Raw genomic sequence first — 20707 nt, 5'->3', positions numbered from 1 at the left:
GTGCAGGAAAGTGATCGGCCTCTCCAAGTCTCGCATCGCAGCCTTTGAGCAGTGCCCCAAGAAGCTCTGGCTATCGGTGCATAGACCAGAGCCTGGGCACCATGACCAGGCGACCACCGCGAGCTTTTCGGCCGGACATGCCGTAGGCGAAGCAGCCTGCGCCTTATGCCCGGGTGGCATGATGGTGGAGGCCGAACCGAACCTGGCTGCTGCGGTAGAGACCACCCGGCAGTTGCTTGAAGCTGGCCATGACGGGCCGATCTTCGAGGCGACCTTCGTGCATGAAGGCGTACTGGTCCGGGTCGACATCCTGCAACCAGACAGCGATGGACGCTGGCAGATGCTGGAGGTCAAAAGCACGGGCGGTGCAAAGCTTTACCATCATGGCGATCTCGCAACCCAAATCTGGGTGCTGGAAGGGCAGGGCGTTGAACTGGCCGGCGCTGCCATTCGCCATATCGACACGAGCTTCGTGCTGGAGCGCGAGGGCGACTATAGTTCGCTGTTCCGCGACGCGGAGCTGTACGAGATCGTCGCGCCGCTCGTGGCGCAACGCGGGGAGATCGTTGCGGCAGCCCGGCATATGCTTGCAGGGCAGGAGCCTGATCAGCCGGTGGGCGAGCACTGCACCGCGCCCTATGGCTGTGCGTTCACAGCCTACTGCCACGACACCATAGATCCTGGGCCCTTGTGGCCAGTCACTGTGCTGCCGGGCGGCGGTGGCAAGCGCTGGCTGGCGCAAGGGGTCACCGACCTGTTCGATGTCGATCCTCTAGAGCTCACGACCCCAGTGCAGCACCGGGTGCATCAGGCGACGGTCAGCGGCATTCCCTGGCACGATAGCGAGGCAGCACGTGCTGTCATCGACCAGTGGCCTTATCCGCGCACATGGCTCGACTTTGAGACGATTGGCTTTGCGCTGCCACGATGGGTGGGCACGCGACCCTATGAAAACATCCCCTTCCAGTTCTCGGCGCACATTGAGGAAGAAGATGGCACTATCCGTCATGCCGAGTTCCTCAGCCTCGATGGCGCCGATCCCCGCCGCGCCTGTGCGCAGGCGCTGATTGACCTGCTCCCGGCCCAAGGCGCAGTGATCGCTTACAACGCACCGTTTGAGCGGGGCTGCCTCCGCCAACTCGCGGCGCTATTTCCTGACCTCGCAATCGGGCTCAGCGATTTGGCAGACCGCCTTGTCGATCTGCTGCCGGTTACCCGGGCCACCTGGTATCATCGCGATCAGCGCGGCAGCTGGTCGCTCAAAGCCGTGCTCCCTACCATCGCATCGCAGCTTTCCTACGCCGACCTTGACGTCAGCGACGGCATGCAGGCGCAGATGGCCTACCTCGAAGCCATAGATCCGGGTACGTCCGTGGAGCGGCGCAAGGAGATAGACGAGGCGCTACGTTTGTACTGCGCATGCGACACGCAGGCTATGATCGTGTTGGCGGACCATTTGGTGGGAACGAAACAGGCAGTCCGTTGAATGATCGTGGCCGCCTATCTGGATGATCGGGTAGCGAAGGGGACCAAGCCAGCAGCGCTCGGCTTTAGTGGCTGGCGACTTTGCAGAAGCCGGCAGGGCGGTAGAGAGCGATAAAGCGGCGGTCTGGACCAGCCGCCTGCGCGAAAGTCGCTGCTCATAGCTACATCTCTCCATTCACTCGGGTGTTCTTCTGCTGTACGTCACCATGCGGTAGTCTCGTGCCAAATCGGTGTGGCAGGGCAGACAATATCGACGCAAGCCAAATCATCGACATTGTGCGCGGCAGGAGAAGACAGTGGTGAGACGATGCCGAATCAACCGTTATCCGCCTCCTACACGACTGACTCTTACGTGCTACAACGAAGGCACACCATAAAGCGCGCGGAGTAGCACTGCAAAGCGCAGATCCACCCACTGCCAGCTTGGGTTCAATACCCTATTGGGCGTGTAGGCGATGCCCAGTCGGCGCCTGGTGTCAGCGAACGCCATCGATCCGCCATAACCTGGATGACCGAACGCCGATGGGTCGGCGCCCATTGTGCCGATATTGATGCGAAAACCTGCCGCATACCGCCCAATGCCGCCGCTCGCCTGATCCGGCCCGCAAACGCGCTCGCGCGTAGCCTGCTGCAGAACGGACTGCGCGATCAGCTGCTTGCCCTGCGGATCGCGGCCGATCAGGATGGAGTAAAGCTTGGCCAGGCCGCGCGCATTGCCTGATCCGGACGAAGCCGAATGTCCGGACTCGCGCCACCTGCGCTGCACTGCGGTGCTTAGGTCGCTGGCGGGGCTGGGGATGTTGGCGAAGGCAGCCGCGACCTCCGGGTTAGGCGAGTCGTAAAAGCGCGTCTTGTCGTCTAGCCCGGAGATCATCTCCGAAGTCCGTGATTCCTCGTTCGCAGGTAGGCCGAGGAAAAGGTCGAGCTTGTACCTCGAAGCGAGCTCTTCGGCGAAGAACCGGCTCATGGTGCGCCCGTCCACTCGGCGCACGAGTTCGTCCGCCAAGGTGCCGAAGGTCATGCCATGATAGCCCCAGAGGCCCGGCTTGAAGAATGGCTCCTGTGCGGCGAGCATTTCGGCTAGCGGCTTTTGCGCGAAAATCTGCTCCATGGTGACGGGGGTACGGGTGCTGACCAGTCCGGCCTGATGGGACATCAACTGGCCGACCGTGATCGCTGCCTTTCCGCCGGCGGCGAATTCCGGCCAGTAGCGGGCGACCGGTGCTTCATAATCGAGCCTGCCGCGATCCACCAGCATCGCGATGCTGGTGGCGGCGAGCCCCTTGGTCGTCGACATTAGCGTGTAGAGGGTCCGATCCGTTACCGGAACGGTGCGCGCGGCATTGGCGCTACCTCCCCACAGGTCTACCAGCGGCACGCCATCGCGATAGACGGCGAATGACGCGCCGACCTCCTCGCCGGACGCGAGGTTCTGCTCGAATGCCGCCTTGATGGCCTCGAGACCAGGCTTCACATAGCCCTGGACCTTCACCGGCACACTTGGCGTCGTGGTGCGACGAGCCGGCTCTTCCGCAAGCGCGGCGCCTGCCAGGGGCAGGCTGGCGCTGGCCAGGACCAACTGTCTACGCGACAACACACCATTTCTCATCTCAGTCTCTCCTCAAGGTTCGGCTGATGAGGCTCGTGATATTTCACATGAGCAATCTGCAAGGGGGTAAATCAGTCCGCAGGCTGCTGCTTGGGTTTTAGCGAAATATGGCGCGGCTTACCCGGACGCCGAACTCCGCATCCGGATTCGTCTTGGAGTTGCCGACCCGTTCCATGATGACGGCGACTGACAAGTCCCGGCGCGCGGGCAATCTCGATTTTTCAGCGGACTCCAGCGCCGGCCCCATCTCGTCGGCTTTCAGATCCGTGCAGTAACCCGGAGCACCAGGCTGCTGCCGCCACGAAGTGGCGAGTGTCCCGGCGTCAAATCCGTCGAACCCGGTGTCATCGACGAGAGCCATTCCAATCGCGCGATCCGCGTCGCTGTCCGCCGCTACCGGGATGGCGATCCGGTCTGGATCGCCCTTCACTTTGCCTTTGCGGGCAAGAGAATCTGATCCTATCGCGTTCCATGCTTTGACGACTGTTCGTCCGATCTGTTCGACTACCCAGAGGCTTTCGACCATGCCGGCCTCGATTTCGGCAATCGTGCCGTCGCGTCCGGGATAATAGTTGGACGTGTCGATGATGACCGTGTCCTTTGGAAGCGCAGCGATCTTGTCGGCCAGGGCGGAAAGGCGCGCCAGCGGAATCGAAAGGATGACAACATCGGCGCCAGCGAGGGCGGTGTCGACATCTGCCGCCTGTGCACCGGTCGAAAGAGTATCCGCATCGATCGATTCGGGGCTGCGCGAATTTGCGACCTTGACTTTATGGCCGGCAGCGCTGAGCTTTTTGACAAGCGACTTGCCGATATGTCCGGTCCCAAGGATTCCGATGTGCATAATTGCTTTCCTGACAGGTTAGTTTTTGGAAGGAATGGCGAGTTCGCCGGGCAGCGGACCAGGATCATGGTCCAGTATCACGGCTTTGCTTTCGAGATAGGGCAACAACCCGTCGATGCCGCCTTCGCGGCCCACCCCTGATTGCTTGAAACCGCCAAAGCCGATGGTCGGATCTGCGCGAAAACCATTATGCCCGACGCCCCCTGAGAGCAATTTTCGGCTGACGGCATAAGCTCGCGCACTGTCGTTAGTGAAAACTGACGCATTCAGCCCGAAAACGCTGTCGTTCGCGATCCTGATCATCTCCTCCTCGTCGCGCGCGGGAATGACACATATGACTGGGCCGAAAATCTCTTCGCGGCCGATCGTGGAACGGTTGTCGACGCGTCCGAACACGGTCGGTTCGAAATAGAATCCGCGGTTGAGGTGAGCGGGACGGCGACCGCCGGTTGCTAGCTGCGCGCCCTCTTCCTTGCCCTTAGCTACAAAACTTTCGACGCGATCACGCTGCCGCGCCATGGCCAGCGGCCCCATGTCCGTCTGTGCATCGAACGGATCGCCCACGCGTATTTTCTGGAAGGATGCGCTTAGCGCCTCGACGAAATCGTCATGACGATCTTCCCCGACGATCACCCTTGTCAGTGCGGCACAAACCTGCCCAGACATGACCTGTGTGGATTGCGAAATGCTTTCCGCAGCGGTCTGGATGTCGTAATCGTCCAGCAGCAAGGCTGGCGACTTGCCTCCCAATTCCAGGGTGTAGCGGGCAAGGCGCTCGCCGCAGATCGAAGCGATATGCCGCCCAACGGCGCTCGATCCGGTAAAGCTGATCTTGTCGATGCCCGGATTGTGGACCAGGGCTTCGGCGGCTTTTCTGTCGGCCGTCACGACGTTGATCACGCCTGGCGGCAGTCTGATCGCTTCTGCGATCTCGGCCAGGATATAAGCAGCGACGGGCGCTTCAGGCGATGGTTTAATGACTACGGTGCAGCCTGCCAGCAAAGCGGGAGCCAGCTTGTACGACAGGAGGAAAGGGGCCGCGTTCCACGGTATAATCATACCGACCACACCCACCGGTTCGCGCACCAGCAGTCCGACCCCACCATCCATGGCGGGATGACGTTCGATGAACGGGAACGTCTCGGCAAGGTCCGCATAATATTTGTAGATGGACGGTAGGAACCCGGCCGTGCCTCTGGCGACCTCCAGAGTGACGCCCATTTCGTTAGGCCACGCTTGGGCGATGTCTTCGGCGCGTTCAGTCAACTTCGCGCTGAGGGCGCGCATGTGGCCGGCGCGCTCCGCGTGCGTCATCCGAGGCCAGGGGCCGTTGTCGAACGCCTCGCGCGCTGCGGCGACTGCGCGATTGACGTCAGCCTCCATTGCTTCGGCGACGCTCAGAAAGACCGTTTCGGTCGCGGGCGCGATTACGTCGATCATCGCCTCGCTCGACGGGCGCGTCCATTGCCCGCCGATAAAAAATTTGTCGGGGTGACGGATTATCCCGTAACCGTCGGGATTTGCCATGGAGTTCTCCTGATCTCAGTTCTGAGCCTGCGCTGCAAAGGTTTGCGGGTCGGCTTGGGCGGCCCGGCGCGTCTTACCACGCAGCGTAAATGGGATCGTCGGGAAATGTTCTGCCGATCACCGTGTCCTTCGGAAAATTGAAAATACCGGTGAAATCCTGGGCGCCCTCCATATCATTGGCCCAGTCAAATATGCAGGTACGGCGCAATATCTTCCACTCGCCGTCGCGTTGCTCGCACAGGTCCCTATATCGCCCGCCCAAAAACTGCGTTCTGTTCTTGGCGGGATGGATCATGACATACATAAACACGGATTCGCACTTGGCCTGATCCCCAAGCAATTCAATCAGCACGTTTGAACAGTGATGAATTGCGGTATGGCCGGTTTTCTTTTGGCCTTCATAGGCCATGTCACAAAATGCGTGAGCATTGCCCACAAAGGCGCCATGATCGTCCGTCGCATCGGGCCAATATGTCGACTTCATGAGCGCCAGCTCCTTGCGATCTTGGCCCCGGCAATATCTCATCAGATTTTCGTGTATCTTGTTCTTCTGGACAAGATCGTAAACGTCCTGCGTTATGTCTACGGTAGGATTTGTCACTGTTATTCTCCTGAAAAAGCGATCGTCCCGCTCAAGGAAGGGCGACCCGGGAATATGCGCTGGCCATCAGAATGTTGCTGGAACGCTGTCCTTCATGACCGCGTCGATCTCGATCTCGGCCATACCCGCATCAAGCAGCATCTTGCGCGTATGCTCGCCCAACATCGGCCCGCGGCGGGCCACGCGTCCGGGGGTTTCGGTCATCTTGATTGGCACGCCCGCGATCGTCACCGGACTGGTGCCGGGATTGTCAACATCGACCAGCATCTCGCGGACCTTGAAATGGTCGTCATTGCGGACGTCGGCGATGTTCATCACCGGCCCGAACGGTATTTTCCCGCCCAGACGTTCCATCAGTTCCGCCTTGGTAAACGCGCTGGTGAGGCTGCTGATCTGCTCGATCAGGGCCAGACGGTTTGTCTTCCTTTGGTCCCTGTTGCAAAAGCGTGGGTCGGTGCCCAGATCTTCGGCGCCCAGCAGCTGGCATAGCGACGGAAAGAAAACGTCCTGCTGCGCCGCGATGGTGACGAAGCCATCTTTCGCCGGGAATATTCCGAATGGGCAGAGGAAGGGATGATGATTGCCTTCAGGCCCCGGCACCAGCCCCTGCACCGAATGTTGCCAGACCGTTCGTTCACACACGGCAAGCACCGCATCGGTCATGGCCACATCGACAAACTGCCCGACGCCGGTCATCTTCGCATGATAGACGGCAGCCAGTACGCCGAACCCCAGCATCATGCCCGGAATAATGTCGCCGACACCCGGGCCAACCTTAGTCGGGGTCGCCTGATCCGGCCCCGTAATGGCCATGATGCCGCCCATGGCCTGAGCCACCACATCGAATGCCGGCCAGTCCAGATAGGGCGACGCGCCGGTGCGGGCGTCGCCAAACCCGCGTAGCGCGCCATAGACCAGGCGAGGGTTGATGTCGCGGAGGATCTCATAACTTAGGCCCAGGCGTTCCATTACGCCGGCTCGGAAATTCTCCACGACAGCGTCGCAATCCCGCACTAGCAGCTTGAAGGCCTCTCGACCGCTCTCGGTCTTGAGGTCGAGGCAGACACTGTATTTGTTACGATCCACACTCTGGAAATAGCCGCCCAGTACGCGCCGCGTGTCATTGTCGCGAAATGGGCCGCTGGGCCGGGTGAGATCGCCGACCGGGGGTTCCACCTTGATGACCGTGGCGCCATGATCTGCAAGCAGCATCGTGCCAAAGGGGCCAGCCAGCATTTGCGTGAGGTCGATGATCTTCATGCCCGCCAAGGCGCCGAAGGGGGCTGCGTCGTCCGTCAATCCCGTCATCCTATCCGTTTACTCGCTCGAATTCGCGCTCAAACACTCTTCGAACTTCTCATGGTCCAAAGTCGCTTCAGCCCTGTGCATCTTTGGCGGAAATGGCCGGGAGGCAATGGATAACATGCGGCGGCGCCATTTCATTACGATTGCAATGGTGATGCATCGCTGAAAGTCGCTCTGGACGCACCGGCACTGGCATGCGCCAGCCATTGCAAGTGTGATAGCCTAGTGGAGGCACATATATTCTCTTGGCTTACTCCCGGCACGGCTGCACGTAACAGGACAGCTTGGGTAGGGCCGCTTGTGCCAATTGCGCAACCGGGTGGCTCTAGTGGGCGGCCTGCCGCCGCGCATAATGATGTTGATCTGCGGCTTCTTTCTGGGGTCGCTTGACTGTCTTCAGGAGGATATCTGTGACCTGGAATTTTTCGACCGATCCTGAGTTTCAAAAGGAACTCGACTGGATCGACCAGTTCGTACGCGAGGAAGTCGAACCGCTCGACTTGGTGCTGGGCGCGCAACATAACATTCACGACCCACGTTTCGACACACTCGTGCGTCCGCTGCAGAAGCGGGTGCAAGAGCGAGGCTTCTGGGCATGCCATCTGGGGCCGGAAATGGGCGGCAAGGGCTTTGGTCAGCTCAAGTTGGCATTGATAAACGAACTGGTCGGTCGCTCGCGCTTTGGTCCCATCGTGTTCGGCGCGCAGGCACCCGACAGCGGCAACGCGGATGTGCTGGCTGAATATGGAACTGCCGAGCAGAAGAAGCGTTACCTTGAGCCCCTGTTGGCAAACGAGGTCGTGTCCTGTTTCGCCCTGACCGAGCCGCAGGGCGGCGCCGACCCGACAATGATCGAGACTACGGCGGTCCGCGATGGCGACGAATGGGTGATCAACGGCGAAAAATGGTTCGCCAGCAACGCGTCGGTCGCCAGCTTCTTCCTCATCATGGCGGTGACTGATCCTGACGAACGGCCGCATCGGCGCTCTTCCATGTTCATCGTGCCTGGCGACACGCCGGGGATCGAAGTCATTCGCGACTATGGGTTCTTCGGCCATATACCGACCCATGCGCACATGCGATGGACCAATGTGCGCATACCGGCAGAGAATCTGCTCGGCCAGCGGGGCGAGGGCTTCATCGTCGCCCAGCAGCGGCTGGGCGGTGGACGCATGCATCACGCGATGCGCACCATCGCGCTGGCGCAAAGCGCGCTGGACAAAATGTCCGAACGCGCCGTGTCCAGGCAGACCAAGGGTGAAATGCTGGGCAACAAGCAGTTCGTTCAGGCCCAGATCGCGGAATCATGGGCGCAGCTGCGCCAGTTCCGCCTGCTCGTGCTCGAAACCGCGTGGCTGGCGGACAATGGGCATAGCTGGAAGGACCTGCGTAAGAATGTCGCGGCGGTGAAGTTCCTGATGCCGCAGGTGTTGCACGACATCGCATCGCGCGCGCTCCAGATTCACGGCTCGCTCGGCCTCAGCGACCAGATGCCCTTCACCAGCATGATCATGACCTCCTACCAGATGGGTCTGGCCGACGGTCCGACCGAAGTGCACAAGGTCACGGTCGCCCGTGAACTGCTCAAGGAGGCCCAACCGGCGGAAGGCCAGTTCCCCGACTATATGTTGTTTGAAAGACACGCGCGGGCGCAGGCCAAGTTTGCGCCGGTGCTGGAAGGCTTCGAAACCAAGTGACGGCACTGCCTCCCAAGGTTCCGGCAGCAGGCGCTGCCGGGCATGCGCGCCAGGACCTGCCCATGAGCGCCCTGCTCGCGGAGCTGCTGAGGGGGGAGGGGGGCGGTTCCGTAATCGTCGAGGAGGTCCAGCCGCTGCCGGGTCATGCAGGGATAGGCTTCAGCTTTATCGCCGATGACGGTGCCTCAAAACAGAAGCTAATCGTTCGAACGATCGCCCCCGACGCGCCGTCCAGCGGGCCGTCCGACGTAATCCGGCAGGCGCGGATCATGCAGTCGCTGGCCGGCACGGGAGTGCCGGTCCCGCCGATCCTGTCGTTTGGCGGCCATGACTCCGCGCTGGGGCGTCCCTATTTCATCGCAGGCTTCGTGACCGGCAACGCCATTCCGGCGCGGGCTGTGGACCAAACTCCGGCCCATGCCGAACTAGCCCGTCGCGGAGTCGAGGTCATGGCGCGGCTTCACTCGGTTCCCATGGCCGGGCTGGAGCAGGCGTGGGGTCCGGTACACGCCCTGTCGGCGGAATTTGACCGTCTGAACCGACTGTTGGACCGGTCTACGATCGATATCCAATGGGCCGGTCGGATCACGATGCTGCGCGACCGGCTGACATCGACCATCCCGAAACAGGTCCATGTCGGCTGCGTCCATGGCGACATGCATTTTGGCAACATGATCTTTGGTCCCGATGATGTCCGCGCCGTGCTGGATTGGGAAATTGCCTTCTTGGGCTCGACCCTGCTCGACCTTGGCGCGCTTGCGTTCTATGCGGATAAGGATGCGGTTCTGCCCGATCACCGGTATCGGGCGGAGCGCTGGGTTTTGTCTCCAGAAGGCATCACGGAAATTTACCGACAGTCCGCCGGACATGCGATCGACGATCGTGCGATCCTTTGGCACCGCGCGATGGCCGGATACCGGTTCGCCGTGATCGCGCTGTTCAACGAAATGTTGCACCGGCGCGGCAAGAAGCATGACCCGCTATGGGCCGATCTCGTGCGCTCCGTCCCGGTGATGGTTGAACGGAGCCTTGAGATGTTGGACGCCGCCGTTCCGGCCTGAAACTGTTGTACCGTTACGGTGCCGCGCAGGGCATCCGTCGATGCCGACTGTTGCATATGCAATGCTATCGGCGCTTGCCATCCGTCGAGTTGATTATGCGCCAGGGCTTGTGCAACTTGAGTAGGTGATAATTCCGGTACGCCGACTTTGCGACGTGCGACCGATTAAGAGGATGGACAGATGGATTTCGACCCCGCCGCCTTGGGCTTGATCGACGATGGTTCAAAAATCGAAGTCAATATAAATCATGTCCAGCCCGGGCGCATGGAAGAGGCAATTGCCGCATTCCAGGAGGCGTTTGCAGACTATAGGCCGGAAGGCTTCAAGGTCATTTATGCGTGCGCCGACCTCGCCAACAATCGCCTGATCTGGATCCACCGCTACGATCCCGGCTTCGATCTCGCGAATCGCTTCTACCTCGGCAAATATCCCAAGTTGCCCATGTGCCTGTGGGCTGGCGCGCGATACGATGCGCACGCCGCGTCGCCCGAAGAACAGCCACTCTGATTTCGTCCCTGGTCCCCGCTACCTGATGACATTTTCACATTGCCGAGGTATTTTATGAGCAGCTTCCCATCGCTTGAGGAACTTGAAGGCGGGCGGACCGTCGAACTGAAGGTCTACGAGGTCAAGAAGGGTGGGTGGCCGCATTTTCTCAGTCGCTGGAGGAAGATCGTCAAGCTGCGCCGCGCAGCGGGATTCAAGGTCGAATTCGCCGTCGCCGATATTCCTGGCAACCGCTTCGTGTGGGCCGTCAGCCTGGACAGCGACTTCACAAGCCAGAATCTCGATTACCTCAACAGTCCCGACCGGATCGCGGCGAACACGATCTCGGATTATGTGGCAGCGTTCGAAATCCCGCACGTCATAACCATTCCGGTCGACTGAGTGGAGTGCGCAGCGGTACGGCAGGAAGCCGTGACGCGCGCCAGTCACGCGAACGCGTAAGGACGTAGCAAACTCGATGCCCGTCCTTTACGGCTAAGCGAACGTCCTGTCCGCTTCAGAGCCTTGATTGTCTGGCCCGGCGAGCGCGGGCATGTCCCCGTCGGACCGAATACTGACTTGGAATATCAGGGGCGCCGTTTAAGCAGCACTTTGCGATCGACCTGAGCGACGATCTCCTGCTTCTGGTTCACGCCATAGTGGCGATACAGGATGATCCCGGCATCCGCGCGGTCGGAGTCCGACTTTTCCAGTACCTCGGTATAGGCATAAAGCGTATCGCCGTGAAAAACCGACTTGGTCAGTCGGATATTGTCCAGCCCCAATTCCGCGATGGCATTTTCGCAGCAATCCTGCGCCGCCAGTCCCAGCACGACGGAAAAATTCACACCGCCATAGGACACCACCTGCCCGAAACGGGTGCGCGACATCTTGTCTTCGTTGAAATGCGCATCGGCGCTGTTCATGACCAGATTGGTGATCAGCACATTTTCTAGATTGGAAATCGTCTTGCCGCGTGCATGGCGGATGACGGCGCCCACCTCGAAATCCTCAAAATAATTACGGCTGCCGGTCAGGTGCGTGTCAGCGGTCATTGAACATTTCCTTCGCGTCGGCGAACCAGATTTGAACGGCGGAAGCTGACCAGCAGATTGCCGTGCTCGTCGCGACCCTCGGTCTCCCAAGTAACGATGCCGAATTCCGGGTTGCTGCCGGAAATCCGGGCTTCCACGGTCGTGCTACTGGCGTTCAGCGTGACGCCGGGATAGGCCGGACGGTGATAGTGCAGGTCATAGACCCCTAGGAAAGGGCCGCCGGCCTCGCTGCAATCTTCCACCGACAGGCCCAGCGCGACGTTGAAAACCAGTTGCGGATTGAGCACGATGTCGGGATGCCCCTGCTCCTTGGCGTAGGCCCTGTTGAAATAAAGCGGCACGAAGCAGAGAGTGATCGTGCTGAACACCGCATTGTCGCTTTCCAGGATCGTCCGCCCCCAATGATGGTCGAACCGCTGCCCGACGAAGAAATCCTCGTAGAGATTGCCCTTCGGCCACAGCACGGCTTTTTCTAAGATTTCGTTGGACATGGCTATTCCGTTCTGGCTGCTGCCACGGTGTGGCGCGTTCGATGGTCGCGGCTATCCTGCCGCAAAGGCTGGGTGCAACGTCACAACCTGATCGTGATGCATTTCAGCTGCGTATAATGATGCAGCGCTTCGACGCCCTTTTCGCGGCCATAGCCGCTCTGTTTATAGCCTCCCAGCGGCGTTTCCACACCACCGGCCAAATATTCGTTGATATAGATCTGCCCGGCTTCCAGTTGCCCCGCGACACGATGTGCGCAGCCAAGATCGCGGGTCCAGATGCCAGCCGCCAAGCCATAGTCGCTGTCGTTGGCGATGCGGATCGCGTCAGCCTCGTCCTTGAATGGCAATACGGTCAGCACCGGCCCGAAAATTTCTTCGGTCGCGATCCGCATGCCGGGGCTGGCATGGGTGAAAACGGTGGGGCGAACATACCAGCCACCTTGGCTTTCCTCCGCGCTCAACACCTTCCCCCCGGCCGACAAGGTCGCACCTTCCTCGATCCCGATGGCGATATAAGACTGGATCTTTTCGAACTGGGCGGCAGTGGTTATCGCGCCGATAACGGCGTCGGGTTGCGGCCCGACCTTCAACGCTTCCACAGCGGTCACCAGTCGCGCGACGAAGGCGTCATGGATCGATTCTTCCACCAGCAACCGGGTTCCGGCGAGGCAGACTTGCCCCGCGTTGACGCTGAAGGCCCGGACTGCGCCGACTACGGCCGCGTCCAAGTCGGCGCTGGCAAACACGATATTGGCCGATTTTCCGCCCAATTCCAGGGTCAGCGGAATGATGCGTTCCGCCGCGATCTTGCCGATCTCGATCCCGGCCCGGACGCTGCCGGTAAAGGCGACCTTGCGGACCAGAGGGTGGCTGACCAGCGCCGCGCCGGCTTCCTTGCCCACGCCCTGAATGACATTCAGCACGCCAGGGGGCAGTCCACATTCCTCGACAGCGACGCGCGCCAGCATCGCCAGTGATCCGGGCGTTTCTTCCGAAGGCTTGGCCACCACGACGTTACCGGCCGCGATGGCGGGCGCGATCGCGCGCGCGGCCTGCTGCAACGGCGCGTTCCAGGGTACGATGACGCCGACCACGCCGAACGGCTCGCGCAAGGTGTAGGAATGATAGGCAGGGCCGAGATCTATGATCTCGCCATGGCCTATGCTGACCAAGCCCGCGTAAAACTCGAAATATTTGGCGACCGTTTCGATCTCGATGGGAGACTGCCAGCCGGGCTTGCCCGTCTCGATCCCTTCGATGTCGGCGAAGCGATCGACCTGCTCCCGCAGTTTCGCCGCGATCGCGCTCAAGATGCGGCCGCGCACCATGGGATGCTGGTTGCGCCAGGCCGGGAAGGCCAGCGCCGCATGCTGGACAGCCCGATCCACATCCGCGGCGGATCCTACCGCAACCTCACTGATCTTCTTGCCAGAAGAAGGTGCGATCTTGTCGATGAACCGGCCCGTGTCGGGTTCGCTATCCTGGCCGATAAAATGTAGATGCCGCAACATCGCTTCCCCTGGTCTCAAGCCGATGCCGGCATCATTTGCCGACGTTATACTCGGGCGTCTGATCGTGCGGCTGTAACGGTACGACCGCATCTATTCCCGTTGATCGTGGATGGCCTGTCGATTGGCAATCTTCATTCCGTCAGAGCGGCCGCAAATTTCATCCATAATATGCCGGGCGGGCGGGTGGCGTAGCGCCAATTTCCCGAGCAAATGCAAAACCTAGTACTGCAAAGGCGCTCGTGATGCTGCGTTGCCCGCGCGGAAGCGGCAGGTTCAATGCAACTGTAATAGCTGCAGGGACGTGCTTGCCAGACCTTTGGTGTCGGAGCAGGCAACGAACAGCGAATAAGCGGCAACGCCCGCAATGGGAAAAGGAGTTGAAGAATGGCCCAGTACAAGCCCGAGTGGCTCAGCATGGTGCAGGAAGCGCCTATCGATCCGGGTCTGCCGATCATCGATCCGCATTGTCATTTGTATGACGATCCTGTCCGTCGCGCGACGATGGGTGGCTTCATGACCGAGGAATTTCTGAATGAAATAACGCAATCGGGCCACCATGTCGTATCGACGGTCCATTGCGAAGCCTACAAGACCTTCGTCGATGCCGACGCCCCGCCCGAATTGCAGGCCGTCGCGGAAACGCGGGCGGCAACACGGGTCGGCGAGGAGTCGCTACAGCGCGACCCGGCCGGTCCGCGCTTGTCCGAAGGTATCATCTGCGCGGCCGACCTGACTCTGGGCGATCGGCTGGACGATGTGCTCGCCGCGCATCGCGACGCCGCCAAGGGCCGGCTGCGCGGCGTGCGTTCCTGGACGATGAGCGATCCCGACATCGCCTTGCCGTATCAGGCGCCCGTTGACCTGCTCGTCGATCCGGCGTTCGTCGCCGGAGCGAAGCGCCTGGTGGAGCAGAAGCTGACATGGGACGCGGCTGTGTTCCACCCGCAACTGCCCTATGTCGCGGCGTTGGCGGAGCAGGTCCCCGATCTGCCCATCATCCTCAACCATGTCGGGATTCCAATCTATACCGGCCGCTTCAAGGACGACCTCCAGGGCACGTATAAGAACTGGCTGGCGATGATGACCGATCTGGCCCGGTATCCCAACATCTATGTCAAAGTCTCTGGCCTGCTGATGGGCTTTTCGGGGCGCGCCTTTGACGACCATCCGACGCCACCGACCTCGCAGCAGGCTGCCGACGCCATGGAGGATCATTATATCCCCACGATCGAACTGTTCGGGCCGGAACGGTGCATGTTCACCAGCAACTTCCCGCGGGATCGCCTCGGTATTTCCTACGGGGTTCTCTGGAATGCGCACCGTATTCTGGCCAGCCGCTACAACGCAGAAGAGCGGGCGGCCCTGTTCCATGGCACCGCAGCCAAGGTCTATGGCCTGCAAAACCCCGCCTGACGGCGTTCTGCCGCTGGCTTTCATTACCGTGCCCGGCTGATCCCTTGATGGCCGGGCACGCCCTCATTCCAGACGCATGATGCGGACGGAGCAAACAGGAATGGGCATGAACAATCTCAATTTCGCCGGAAAGCAGGTTATCGTCGTCGGCGGTTCCAGCGGCATCGGCAACGCGACGGCACGTGCTTTTCGGGATGCCGGGGCCGATGTGCTGGTCACCGGCACGCGCGCTTCCGCCGCAGATTATGGTCACGACGAAGCCGACAACTTTAACGGTCTGACCTATTCGCAGCTTGTCGTGGGCGACGCGGATTCGGTGGCCAGCTGGCAACCCGCTGTCGAACGGCTCGACGTCCTAGTGCTCTCGCAAGGATCGGTGGCCTACCGCCGGAAGGAGTTCGAACCGGAGACCTTTCGCCGTATCGTCGAGATCAACCTGAATTCCATGATGGATTGCGCGGTACGCCTCAAGCCGCTGCTGTCGGCCAATTCCGGCAGCATCGTGACGATCAGTTCGGTCGGGGGCTTCCGGGCCACCATCGCCAACCCAGCATATTCGGCGTCCAAGGCAGGCCTCATTCACCTGACGCATGTTTTGGGCGCGGCGTGGGCGCGCGAGGGCATTCGCGTCAATGGCATCGCGCCGGGGCTAGTCGAAACCAAGATGATCGAAGTGACCACCGGCAATCCCGAGCGCCTTGCCGAGCGGCTGAAGGGCATACCGCTAGGCCGGCTCGCCAGCCCGGACGAGATCGCATCGATTGCCCTGTTCCTGGCCTCGCCGATGTCGGGCTACATCGTGGGCCAGACGATCATCGCAGATGGCGGCAGGACGCTGACCTGAACCGTGCGCCGGTTGGAGCACCCGCACAGTAAAAATTTTGGAGGCATCATGAACGACGTAGTATTTCAGGAAAAGCGCGGCGATATCGGGATCATCACGGTCGATTCCCCCCCGTGAACGCATTTGGCATCGCAGTGCGTCGCGGGATGGACGCGGCCTTTAGCCAGTTCAAGGCGGACGATGCCGTCAAGGCGATCGTGGTGATCTGTGCTGGGCGGACCTTCTTTGCGGGCGCCGATATCTCAGAATTTGGCAAGCAGCCGGAAGCACCCCTGCTGGGCGCGGTGTTCGCCAGCGTTGAGGATGCGGGTAAGCCGGTCATCGCGGCCATCCATGGATCGGCGCTGGGCGGGGGGTGCGAATTCGCTCTCGTCTGCAATTACCGCGTCGCCGTGCCGAGCGCGCGTATCGGCCTGCCGGAAGTCAAGCTGGGCCTGCTGCCGGGCGCCGGTGGCACGCAGCGCCTGCCCCGGATCGTCGGGCCGGAGCTGGCCCTCGACCTCATGCTTTCTGGCCGTCCGATCGACGCTGACGAAGCCTTGCGGCTGGGCATGGTGGACAAGATCGTTGCCGAAGGAGAACTACTGGAAGGGGCACTGGAGTTTGCGCGCGCGGTGCTGGCCGAAAACAAGCCGCTGATCAAGATCAGGGATCGCCGCGACCAGATTGATGCGTTCAAGGACAAGCCCGAAATCTTCGCCGCCGCGCGGGCAAAGTCCGCGAAGACAGCACGTGGATTCATCGCGCCGGAAAATATCATCAAGGCGGTTGAAGCGGCGGTCTCCCTGCCGTTTGACGAAGGCATGCTCGCCGAGCGGCGGCTGTTCGAGGAGTTGCGCGATTCCGTCCAGAGCGCCGCGCAACGCTATTATTTCTTCGCCGAACGACAGGGCGGCAAGGTGCCCGGGCTGGCCAAGGATTGTCCTGTCCTGCCGTTTGCGCGGGTCGGGGTCATCGGTGCCGGCACGATGGGCGGCGGCATCTCCATGAACTTCTTGAGCGCGGGTATCCCGGTTACCCTGATCGAAACATCTCAAGAGGCGCTGGATCGCGGCGTCGGCATAATCCGCAAAAACTACGAGAACAGCGCGAAGCGTGGCCGCCTGACCGATGCGGAGGTGGAAAAATGCATGGCACTGATCACGCCTTCGATCAACATCGCGGACCTCGCCGACGTCGATCTGGTGATCGAGGCGGTCTTTGAGCGGATGGACGTCAAACAGGAGATTTTTGGCAAGCTGGACAAGGTCACCAAGCCGGGCACCATCCTGGCTAGCAATACGTCCTTCCTGGATCTGGACGAGATTGCCACGGCCACCAGCCGACCGGAATCGGTCGTCGGCCTGCACTTCTTCTCGCCCGCCAATGTGATGAAGCTGCTGGAGATCGTGCGCGGCGCGAAGACATCGGACCAGGTGCTGGCAACGGCGCTCAAGATCGCGTCGCGGATCGGCAAGGTTCCGGTCTTCAGCGGCGTCTGCGACGGGTTCATTGCGAACCGGATCATGACGCCCCGTCGTGAACAGGCCGAGGCACTGATACTCGAGGGGACCACGCCAGCAGCGATCGACAAGGCCGTGCATGGCTTTGGTTTCCCCATGGGCCCATTTGCGACAATGGATCTGGTCGGGCTGGATGTGATCAACCGCAATGAACCTTATCGGACCGTCAAGCAGGACTTGCTTGATGCCGGCCGACGTGGACAGAAGGCGAATGCGGGCTATTATGACTATGACGAAACTCGCAAACCCTTGGTGTCGCCGCTGGTGGCGCAGATCATCGCGGATGTCGCCGCCGAACGCGGTATTGCCCAGCGCGCTCCTCTGAGCGAAGATGAGATCATCGCGCGGCTTCTCTATCCGGTCGTCAATGAAGGCGCGCGCATATTGGAGGACGGCATTGCCCTGCGAGCGTCGGACATCGATGTCGCCTCCATATTGGGTTATGCCTGGCCGCTTTACACCGGCGGTCCGATGTTCTGGGCCGATCAGGTTGGCCTGCCCCGGATCGTCCAGGAATTGCGCAAGATGGCGCAGGAATATGGCCCACGCTTCGAACCGGCGCGCCTGCTGGTGGAAAAGGCCGAGTCCGGCGGCAGTTTCACCGGCTGATCCTGTCGGCTTCCACCCCTCGTCAGCGTCGCAAATGCTGGCGAGGGGAGGGGATGTTATCCAGGTGCTGTCCCTGATCAGCCATCTTCGCCCGATATTTCGCGAAGCAGCGCATCGACTGTGGGCAAATCTTCTAGCTGGGCGATCACAGCCTTCAGCCTGAGCGCGGCGGCTGCGCCAACGACGGGTACGGCGAGGCTCAGATATTTCGCATCGATGCGCGCGCCTTGCGCCACCAGGTCCGTGTTGACGATACCCGTGTCGTGGGCGACGTCATGGCACTCACCGGCGACGGTGCGGATCCGGGCGAAGATTGCGCCGCCTGCGGCTGCATCGCCGTGCACTATGACCCGTTCCCGCGTCGCGGCGACCTGGGGATCGTCGATGGCTGCGTCGGTAAAAGTCTCCAGCGCCGCAGTGTCGCGCCCGCACAGCGCAAGCGCCGCTGCATGAGTCAGGCTGAACTTGGCCTCAAGCCCGCTGCGAGGATCGCCAATTTGACAGGCCTGCAGGTGCGCCGGCCCCACGTGCAACTCTACGGTCGCGATGGCATCTGGCGTGAGGCCGGTCCTCACGCGCAGTGCCGTCAGGCAGTCTATGGTCGAATGGGTAAAATAGCAGGCCGCATGATATTTGAACAAGGTGCTGGTGATCTCTGTTCCTGGAACCGGCATTGCGGGCACGCGTACCGGTTCATCGCTCAGCGCGCCGATGAATCCCTGATCGGCCTCCAGCACTCCCGGCTGGCCGGTGAAACCCCGCATCGCCAGTCGCGCGGCCAGCACGCCGTTCGCGGCCGCCTTTCCGGCATGCAACGGCTTGGCCATGCTACCGAACATTGCCTTCAGCCCTGCGCTCTGCGTCGCGGCCAGGCCAATGGCATGGTCCATCGCCGTCTCGTCCAGACCCAAAAGCAGCCCGGCCGCGACCGTCGCGCCAATCGCACCGACGGTGCCGGTCGCGTGATAGCCTCTGGCGTAATGCGATGGACCGACCAGCCCGCCGACCACGCTGGCCATCTCATACCCCGCGACGAACGCGACCAGCGCCTCGCGCCCAGTGCGCTTTTCCGACTCGGCTATTGCCAGCACCGCCGGGAAGATCGCAACGGAGGGGTGCCCCGCCATGGTCCGGTTTACGTCGTCGTAATCGAGGGCATGGGAAGCGGTGCCGTTGGCCAGTGCCGCGTCGCGCGGTGACAAGCGCGAAGTGCGACCGATCACGGAGCACGGACCCGCTCCGTAGGCCTCCAGTTCCTCCGCTAGAAGGACCGCGCAGTGTTCACGCGATCCAGGCAAAGTGACGGCGAACCAGTCCAGAATGCACTGTTTGGCGACGGTCAGCGCTTGGGGCGGCAATACTGCATCGGAATATGCGAGCGCGGCTCGCGCCATCTGCCGGGTGATGCCTATCGCTTGCCCCGCGTCGGTCCCCGGCATGGCGCTCATCCCCCGATCCTGCCCACCGGCTTGCCCAGCATCGCGTCCGATATGATGCGCAGCTGAATTTCAGACGTGCCCTCGAAGATCTTGGTCAACCGGGCGTCGCGCCAGAAGCGTTCGATAGGATGCAGCGTCGTGTAGGCCGCGCCGCCGACGATCTGAAGGGCTTCGCTGGTTACCTCCTCGGCCATTTCAGCGGCCAGATATTTGATCATCGACGTCTTGACCTTGGCGGGGCGACCCGCGTCGATTTCTTCGCAGACATGATAGAGCAGTTGGCGGGCAGCCTCGATCCGGGTGGCCATCGTCGCGATCTTGAAGCGGATCGCCTGAAAATCGGAGATCGGCTGACCGAACTGCACGCGTTCTCGCGCATAGTCGGCGGCATGGTCCAGTGCCGCCTGCGCTAGGCCGATCGAGCGCGCGCCCGTCTGCGCGCGTGCCAGTTCGAGTGCGTGGGCGGTATACTGGAAGGCGCGTCCGCCCTCGACCGCACTCGGATCCGCGGGCACGCGCACGCCATCGAAATACAGCTCCCACGTCTTCCATCCAAAATAGCCGATCTTGGGGATCGGGGAACCGCTGACACCGTCCGGCAACTGGCCGCGCGGCTTGTCGACGTTCAGGCTGATGGTGCCTGTCTTGGCACCGCTCTCATCGTCTATCCGACAGAGAACGCGGATGAAATCGGCGCCATCGGCAAAAGTGCACCAATATTTGTTGCCGGTGATGACCCATTCGGCACCATCGCGGCGCGCGCGGCAGGACACGCCCGACAGGTCCGACCCGGTACCGGGCTCGGACAGCGCGGCCGCGCCGAGATACCGTCCCTGCGCCATCGCCGCTATCTTGTCCCGCCGTTCCTCGTCCGTCCCGCTGACGCCCCGATAAAAGGCGTTGCCGCGCGCGGGTAGGCTGGCGACGCTCATCCAGCCCTTGGCCAGTTCCTCGGTAACCAGGCAATATTCATAGGCGCCCAAGCCAAGGCCGCCCAGTTCTTCGGGGATGAGAATGCCGAAGAAGCCGAGTTCGCCCATCTTGTCGATCAGCGCGGGCGGAAAATCCGCCTTCTCCGGGTCCAGCCGGTCGGCCAGCGGGCGCACTTCCGTGCGCGTGAAGTCGCGGGCGAGCTGCTGTATCATCAGCCGCTCTTCCGTCATGCCGCTGGCAAAGCCGGCGGTCTGCTCCGATCCCATGGCTGGTCCTCTCCTGAATCGATGCCCAT

General features: G+C 61.4%; 18 protein-coding genes. 8 read left to right on the top strand and 10 right to left on the bottom strand.

All coding sequences use genetic code 11. The annotated features are described in order from the left end of the window. Nucleotides 1–10 precede the first annotated feature (10 nt). Nucleotides 11–1486, top strand: coding sequence for a DUF2779 domain-containing protein (locus C1T17_RS13755; protein WP_223262612.1), 1476 nt, complete (start codon nt 11–13; stop codon nt 1484–1486). Nucleotides 1487–1840: 354 nt separating this feature from the next. Here C1T17_RS13755 and C1T17_RS13750 read toward each other — a convergent pair whose 3' ends face one another. The 5 genes from C1T17_RS13750 to C1T17_RS13730 all read right to left on the bottom strand — a co-directional run bounded on the left by C1T17_RS13750 (nt 1841) and on the right by C1T17_RS13730 (nt 7374). Continuing rightward, nucleotides 1841–3094 (bottom strand): serine hydrolase domain-containing protein, encoded by a 1254-nt coding sequence (locus C1T17_RS13750; protein WP_104953930.1) that lies wholly within the window; start codon nt 3092–3094, stop codon nt 1841–1843. Nucleotides 3095–3191: 97 nt separating this feature from the next. Further along, nucleotides 3192–3941, bottom strand: coding sequence for an NADPH-dependent F420 reductase (locus C1T17_RS13745; protein ID WP_411269238.1), 750 nt, complete (start codon nt 3939–3941; stop codon nt 3192–3194). A 15-nt stretch (nt 3942–3956) separates the two neighbouring features. Beyond that, nucleotides 3957–5465: an aldehyde dehydrogenase gene (locus C1T17_RS13740; protein ID WP_104953928.1), complete on the bottom strand. Its 1509-nt coding sequence runs from the start codon at nt 5463–5465 to the stop codon at nt 3957–3959. 73 nt (nt 5466–5538) lie between these two features. Next, a complete protein-coding gene (locus tag C1T17_RS13735) occupies nt 5539–6066 on the bottom strand; it encodes a nuclear transport factor 2 family protein (protein WP_104953927.1) in 528 nt (175 codons plus the stop codon). Nucleotides 6067–6132: 66 nt separating this feature from the next. Next, entirely contained in the window at nt 6133–7374 is a 1242-nt protein-coding gene (locus C1T17_RS13730) for a CaiB/BaiF CoA transferase family protein (RefSeq protein WP_104953926.1), read from the bottom strand. A gap of 407 nt (nt 7375–7781) precedes the next feature. On the opposite strand from C1T17_RS13730, the gene C1T17_RS13725 reads away from it, so the two are divergent. The 4 genes from C1T17_RS13725 (at nt 7782) to C1T17_RS13710 (ending at nt 11017) form a co-directional block, all read left to right on the top strand. After that, nucleotides 7782–9068 (top strand): acyl-CoA dehydrogenase family protein, encoded by a 1287-nt coding sequence (locus C1T17_RS13725; RefSeq protein ID WP_104953925.1) that lies wholly within the window; start codon nt 7782–7784, stop codon nt 9066–9068. A 62-nt stretch (nt 9069–9130) separates the two neighbouring features. Continuing rightward, nucleotides 9131–10129, top strand: a complete 999-nt coding sequence (locus C1T17_RS13720) for a phosphotransferase family protein (RefSeq protein ID WP_145959007.1) — start codon at nt 9131–9133, stop codon at nt 10127–10129. A gap of 180 nt (nt 10130–10309) precedes the next feature. Continuing rightward, nucleotides 10310–10636 (top strand): hypothetical protein, encoded by a 327-nt coding sequence (locus tag C1T17_RS13715; RefSeq protein WP_104953923.1) that lies wholly within the window; start codon nt 10310–10312, stop codon nt 10634–10636. Between the two features lie 54 nt (nt 10637–10690). Next, complete coding sequence (locus tag C1T17_RS13710) at nt 10691–11017, top strand: NIPSNAP family containing protein (protein ID WP_104953922.1); 327 nt, start codon at nt 10691–10693, stop codon at nt 11015–11017. Nucleotides 11018–11202: 185 nt separating this feature from the next. Here the strand turns inward: C1T17_RS13710 and C1T17_RS13705 are convergent, their stop codons facing one another. From C1T17_RS13705 to C1T17_RS13695, 3 genes are all read right to left on the bottom strand, one after another. After that, on the bottom strand, nt 11203–11670 hold the full coding sequence (locus C1T17_RS13705; protein ID WP_104953921.1) for a MaoC family dehydratase: 468 nt from the start codon (nt 11668–11670) through the stop codon (nt 11203–11205). Further along, a complete protein-coding gene (locus C1T17_RS13700; RefSeq protein WP_104953920.1) occupies nt 11667–12161 on the bottom strand; it encodes a MaoC family dehydratase in 495 nt (164 codons plus the stop codon). Before C1T17_RS13700 ends, C1T17_RS13705 begins: the two co-directional genes overlap by 4 nt. Before the next feature lie 80 nt (nt 12162–12241). After that, nucleotides 12242–13672, bottom strand: coding sequence for an aldehyde dehydrogenase family protein (locus C1T17_RS13695; RefSeq protein WP_104953919.1), 1431 nt, complete (start codon nt 13670–13672; stop codon nt 12242–12244). Between the two features lie 384 nt (nt 13673–14056). On the opposite strand from C1T17_RS13695, the gene C1T17_RS13690 reads away from it, so the two are divergent. The 3 genes from C1T17_RS13690 (at nt 14057) to C1T17_RS13680 (ending at nt 18040) form a co-directional block, all read left to right on the top strand. Beyond that, a complete protein-coding gene (locus tag C1T17_RS13690; RefSeq protein WP_104953918.1) occupies nt 14057–15085 on the top strand; it encodes an amidohydrolase family protein in 1029 nt (342 codons plus the stop codon). A 106-nt stretch (nt 15086–15191) separates the two neighbouring features. Continuing rightward, nucleotides 15192–15929 (top strand): SDR family NAD(P)-dependent oxidoreductase, encoded by a 738-nt coding sequence (locus tag C1T17_RS13685; RefSeq protein ID WP_104955231.1) that lies wholly within the window; start codon nt 15192–15194, stop codon nt 15927–15929. 113 nt (nt 15930–16042) lie between these two features. Further along, on the top strand, nt 16043–18040 hold the full coding sequence (locus C1T17_RS13680; protein WP_411269193.1) for a 3-hydroxyacyl-CoA dehydrogenase NAD-binding domain-containing protein: 1998 nt from the start codon (nt 16043–16045) through the stop codon (nt 18038–18040). A 77-nt stretch (nt 18041–18117) separates the two neighbouring features. On the opposite strand, the gene C1T17_RS13675 is transcribed toward C1T17_RS13680, so the two are convergent. Together C1T17_RS13675 and C1T17_RS13670 are read right to left on the bottom strand one after the other, a co-directional pair. After that, complete coding sequence (locus tag C1T17_RS13675; RefSeq protein ID WP_104953917.1) at nt 18118–19488, bottom strand: MmgE/PrpD family protein; 1371 nt, start codon at nt 19486–19488, stop codon at nt 18118–18120. Further along, nucleotides 19485–20678, bottom strand: coding sequence for an acyl-CoA dehydrogenase family protein (locus tag C1T17_RS13670; protein ID WP_104953916.1), 1194 nt, complete (start codon nt 20676–20678; stop codon nt 19485–19487). Before C1T17_RS13670 ends, C1T17_RS13675 begins: the two co-directional genes overlap by 4 nt. Between the last annotated feature and the right edge of the window lie 29 nt (nt 20679–20707).

Source organism: Sphingobium sp. SCG-1 (assembly GCF_002953135.1).
Lineage (GTDB): Bacteria > Pseudomonadota > Alphaproteobacteria > Sphingomonadales > Sphingomonadaceae > Sphingobium.
Note: the sequence above shows the minus strand (reverse complement) of the source record. Positions and strands in the feature narration are given on the sequence as shown.

What these genes read in the sequence shown, in the direction of transcription:
- C1T17_RS13710 (WP_104953922.1), top strand. Translation starts at nt 10,691, where the DNA reads ATGAGCAGCTTCCCATCGCTTGAGGAACTTGAAGGCGGGCGGACCGTC.
- C1T17_RS13685 (WP_104955231.1), top strand. Translation starts at nt 15,192, where the DNA reads ATGAACAATCTCAATTTCGCCGGAAAGCAGGTTATCGTCGTCGGCGGT.
- C1T17_RS13750 (WP_104953930.1), bottom strand. Translation starts at nt 3,094, where the DNA reads ATGAGAAATGGTGTGTTGTCGCGTAGACAGTTGGTCCTGGCCAGCGCC.
- C1T17_RS13670 (WP_104953916.1), bottom strand. Translation starts at nt 20,678, where the DNA reads ATGGGATCGGAGCAGACCGCCGGCTTTGCCAGCGGCATGACGGAAGAG.
- C1T17_RS13720 (WP_145959007.1), top strand. Translation starts at nt 9,131, where the DNA reads ATGAGCGCCCTGCTCGCGGAGCTGCTGAGGGGGGAGGGGGGCGGTTCC.
- C1T17_RS13700 (WP_104953920.1), bottom strand. Translation starts at nt 12,161, where the DNA reads ATGTCCAACGAAATCTTAGAAAAAGCCGTGCTGTGGCCGAAGGGCAAT.
- C1T17_RS13705 (WP_104953921.1), bottom strand. Translation starts at nt 11,670, where the DNA reads ATGACCGCTGACACGCACCTGACCGGCAGCCGTAATTATTTTGAGGAT.
- C1T17_RS13730 (WP_104953926.1), bottom strand. Translation starts at nt 7,374, where the DNA reads ATGACGGGATTGACGGACGACGCAGCCCCCTTCGGCGCCTTGGCGGGC.
- C1T17_RS13675 (WP_104953917.1), bottom strand. Translation starts at nt 19,488, where the DNA reads ATGAGCGCCATGCCGGGGACCGACGCGGGGCAAGCGATAGGCATCACC.
- C1T17_RS13695 (WP_104953919.1), bottom strand. Translation starts at nt 13,672, where the DNA reads ATGTTGCGGCATCTACATTTTATCGGCCAGGATAGCGAACCCGACACG.
- C1T17_RS13690 (WP_104953918.1), top strand. Translation starts at nt 14,057, where the DNA reads ATGGCCCAGTACAAGCCCGAGTGGCTCAGCATGGTGCAGGAAGCGCCT.
- C1T17_RS13740 (WP_104953928.1), bottom strand. Translation starts at nt 5,465, where the DNA reads ATGGCAAATCCCGACGGTTACGGGATAATCCGTCACCCCGACAAATTT.
- C1T17_RS13715 (WP_104953923.1), top strand. Translation starts at nt 10,310, where the DNA reads ATGGATTTCGACCCCGCCGCCTTGGGCTTGATCGACGATGGTTCAAAA.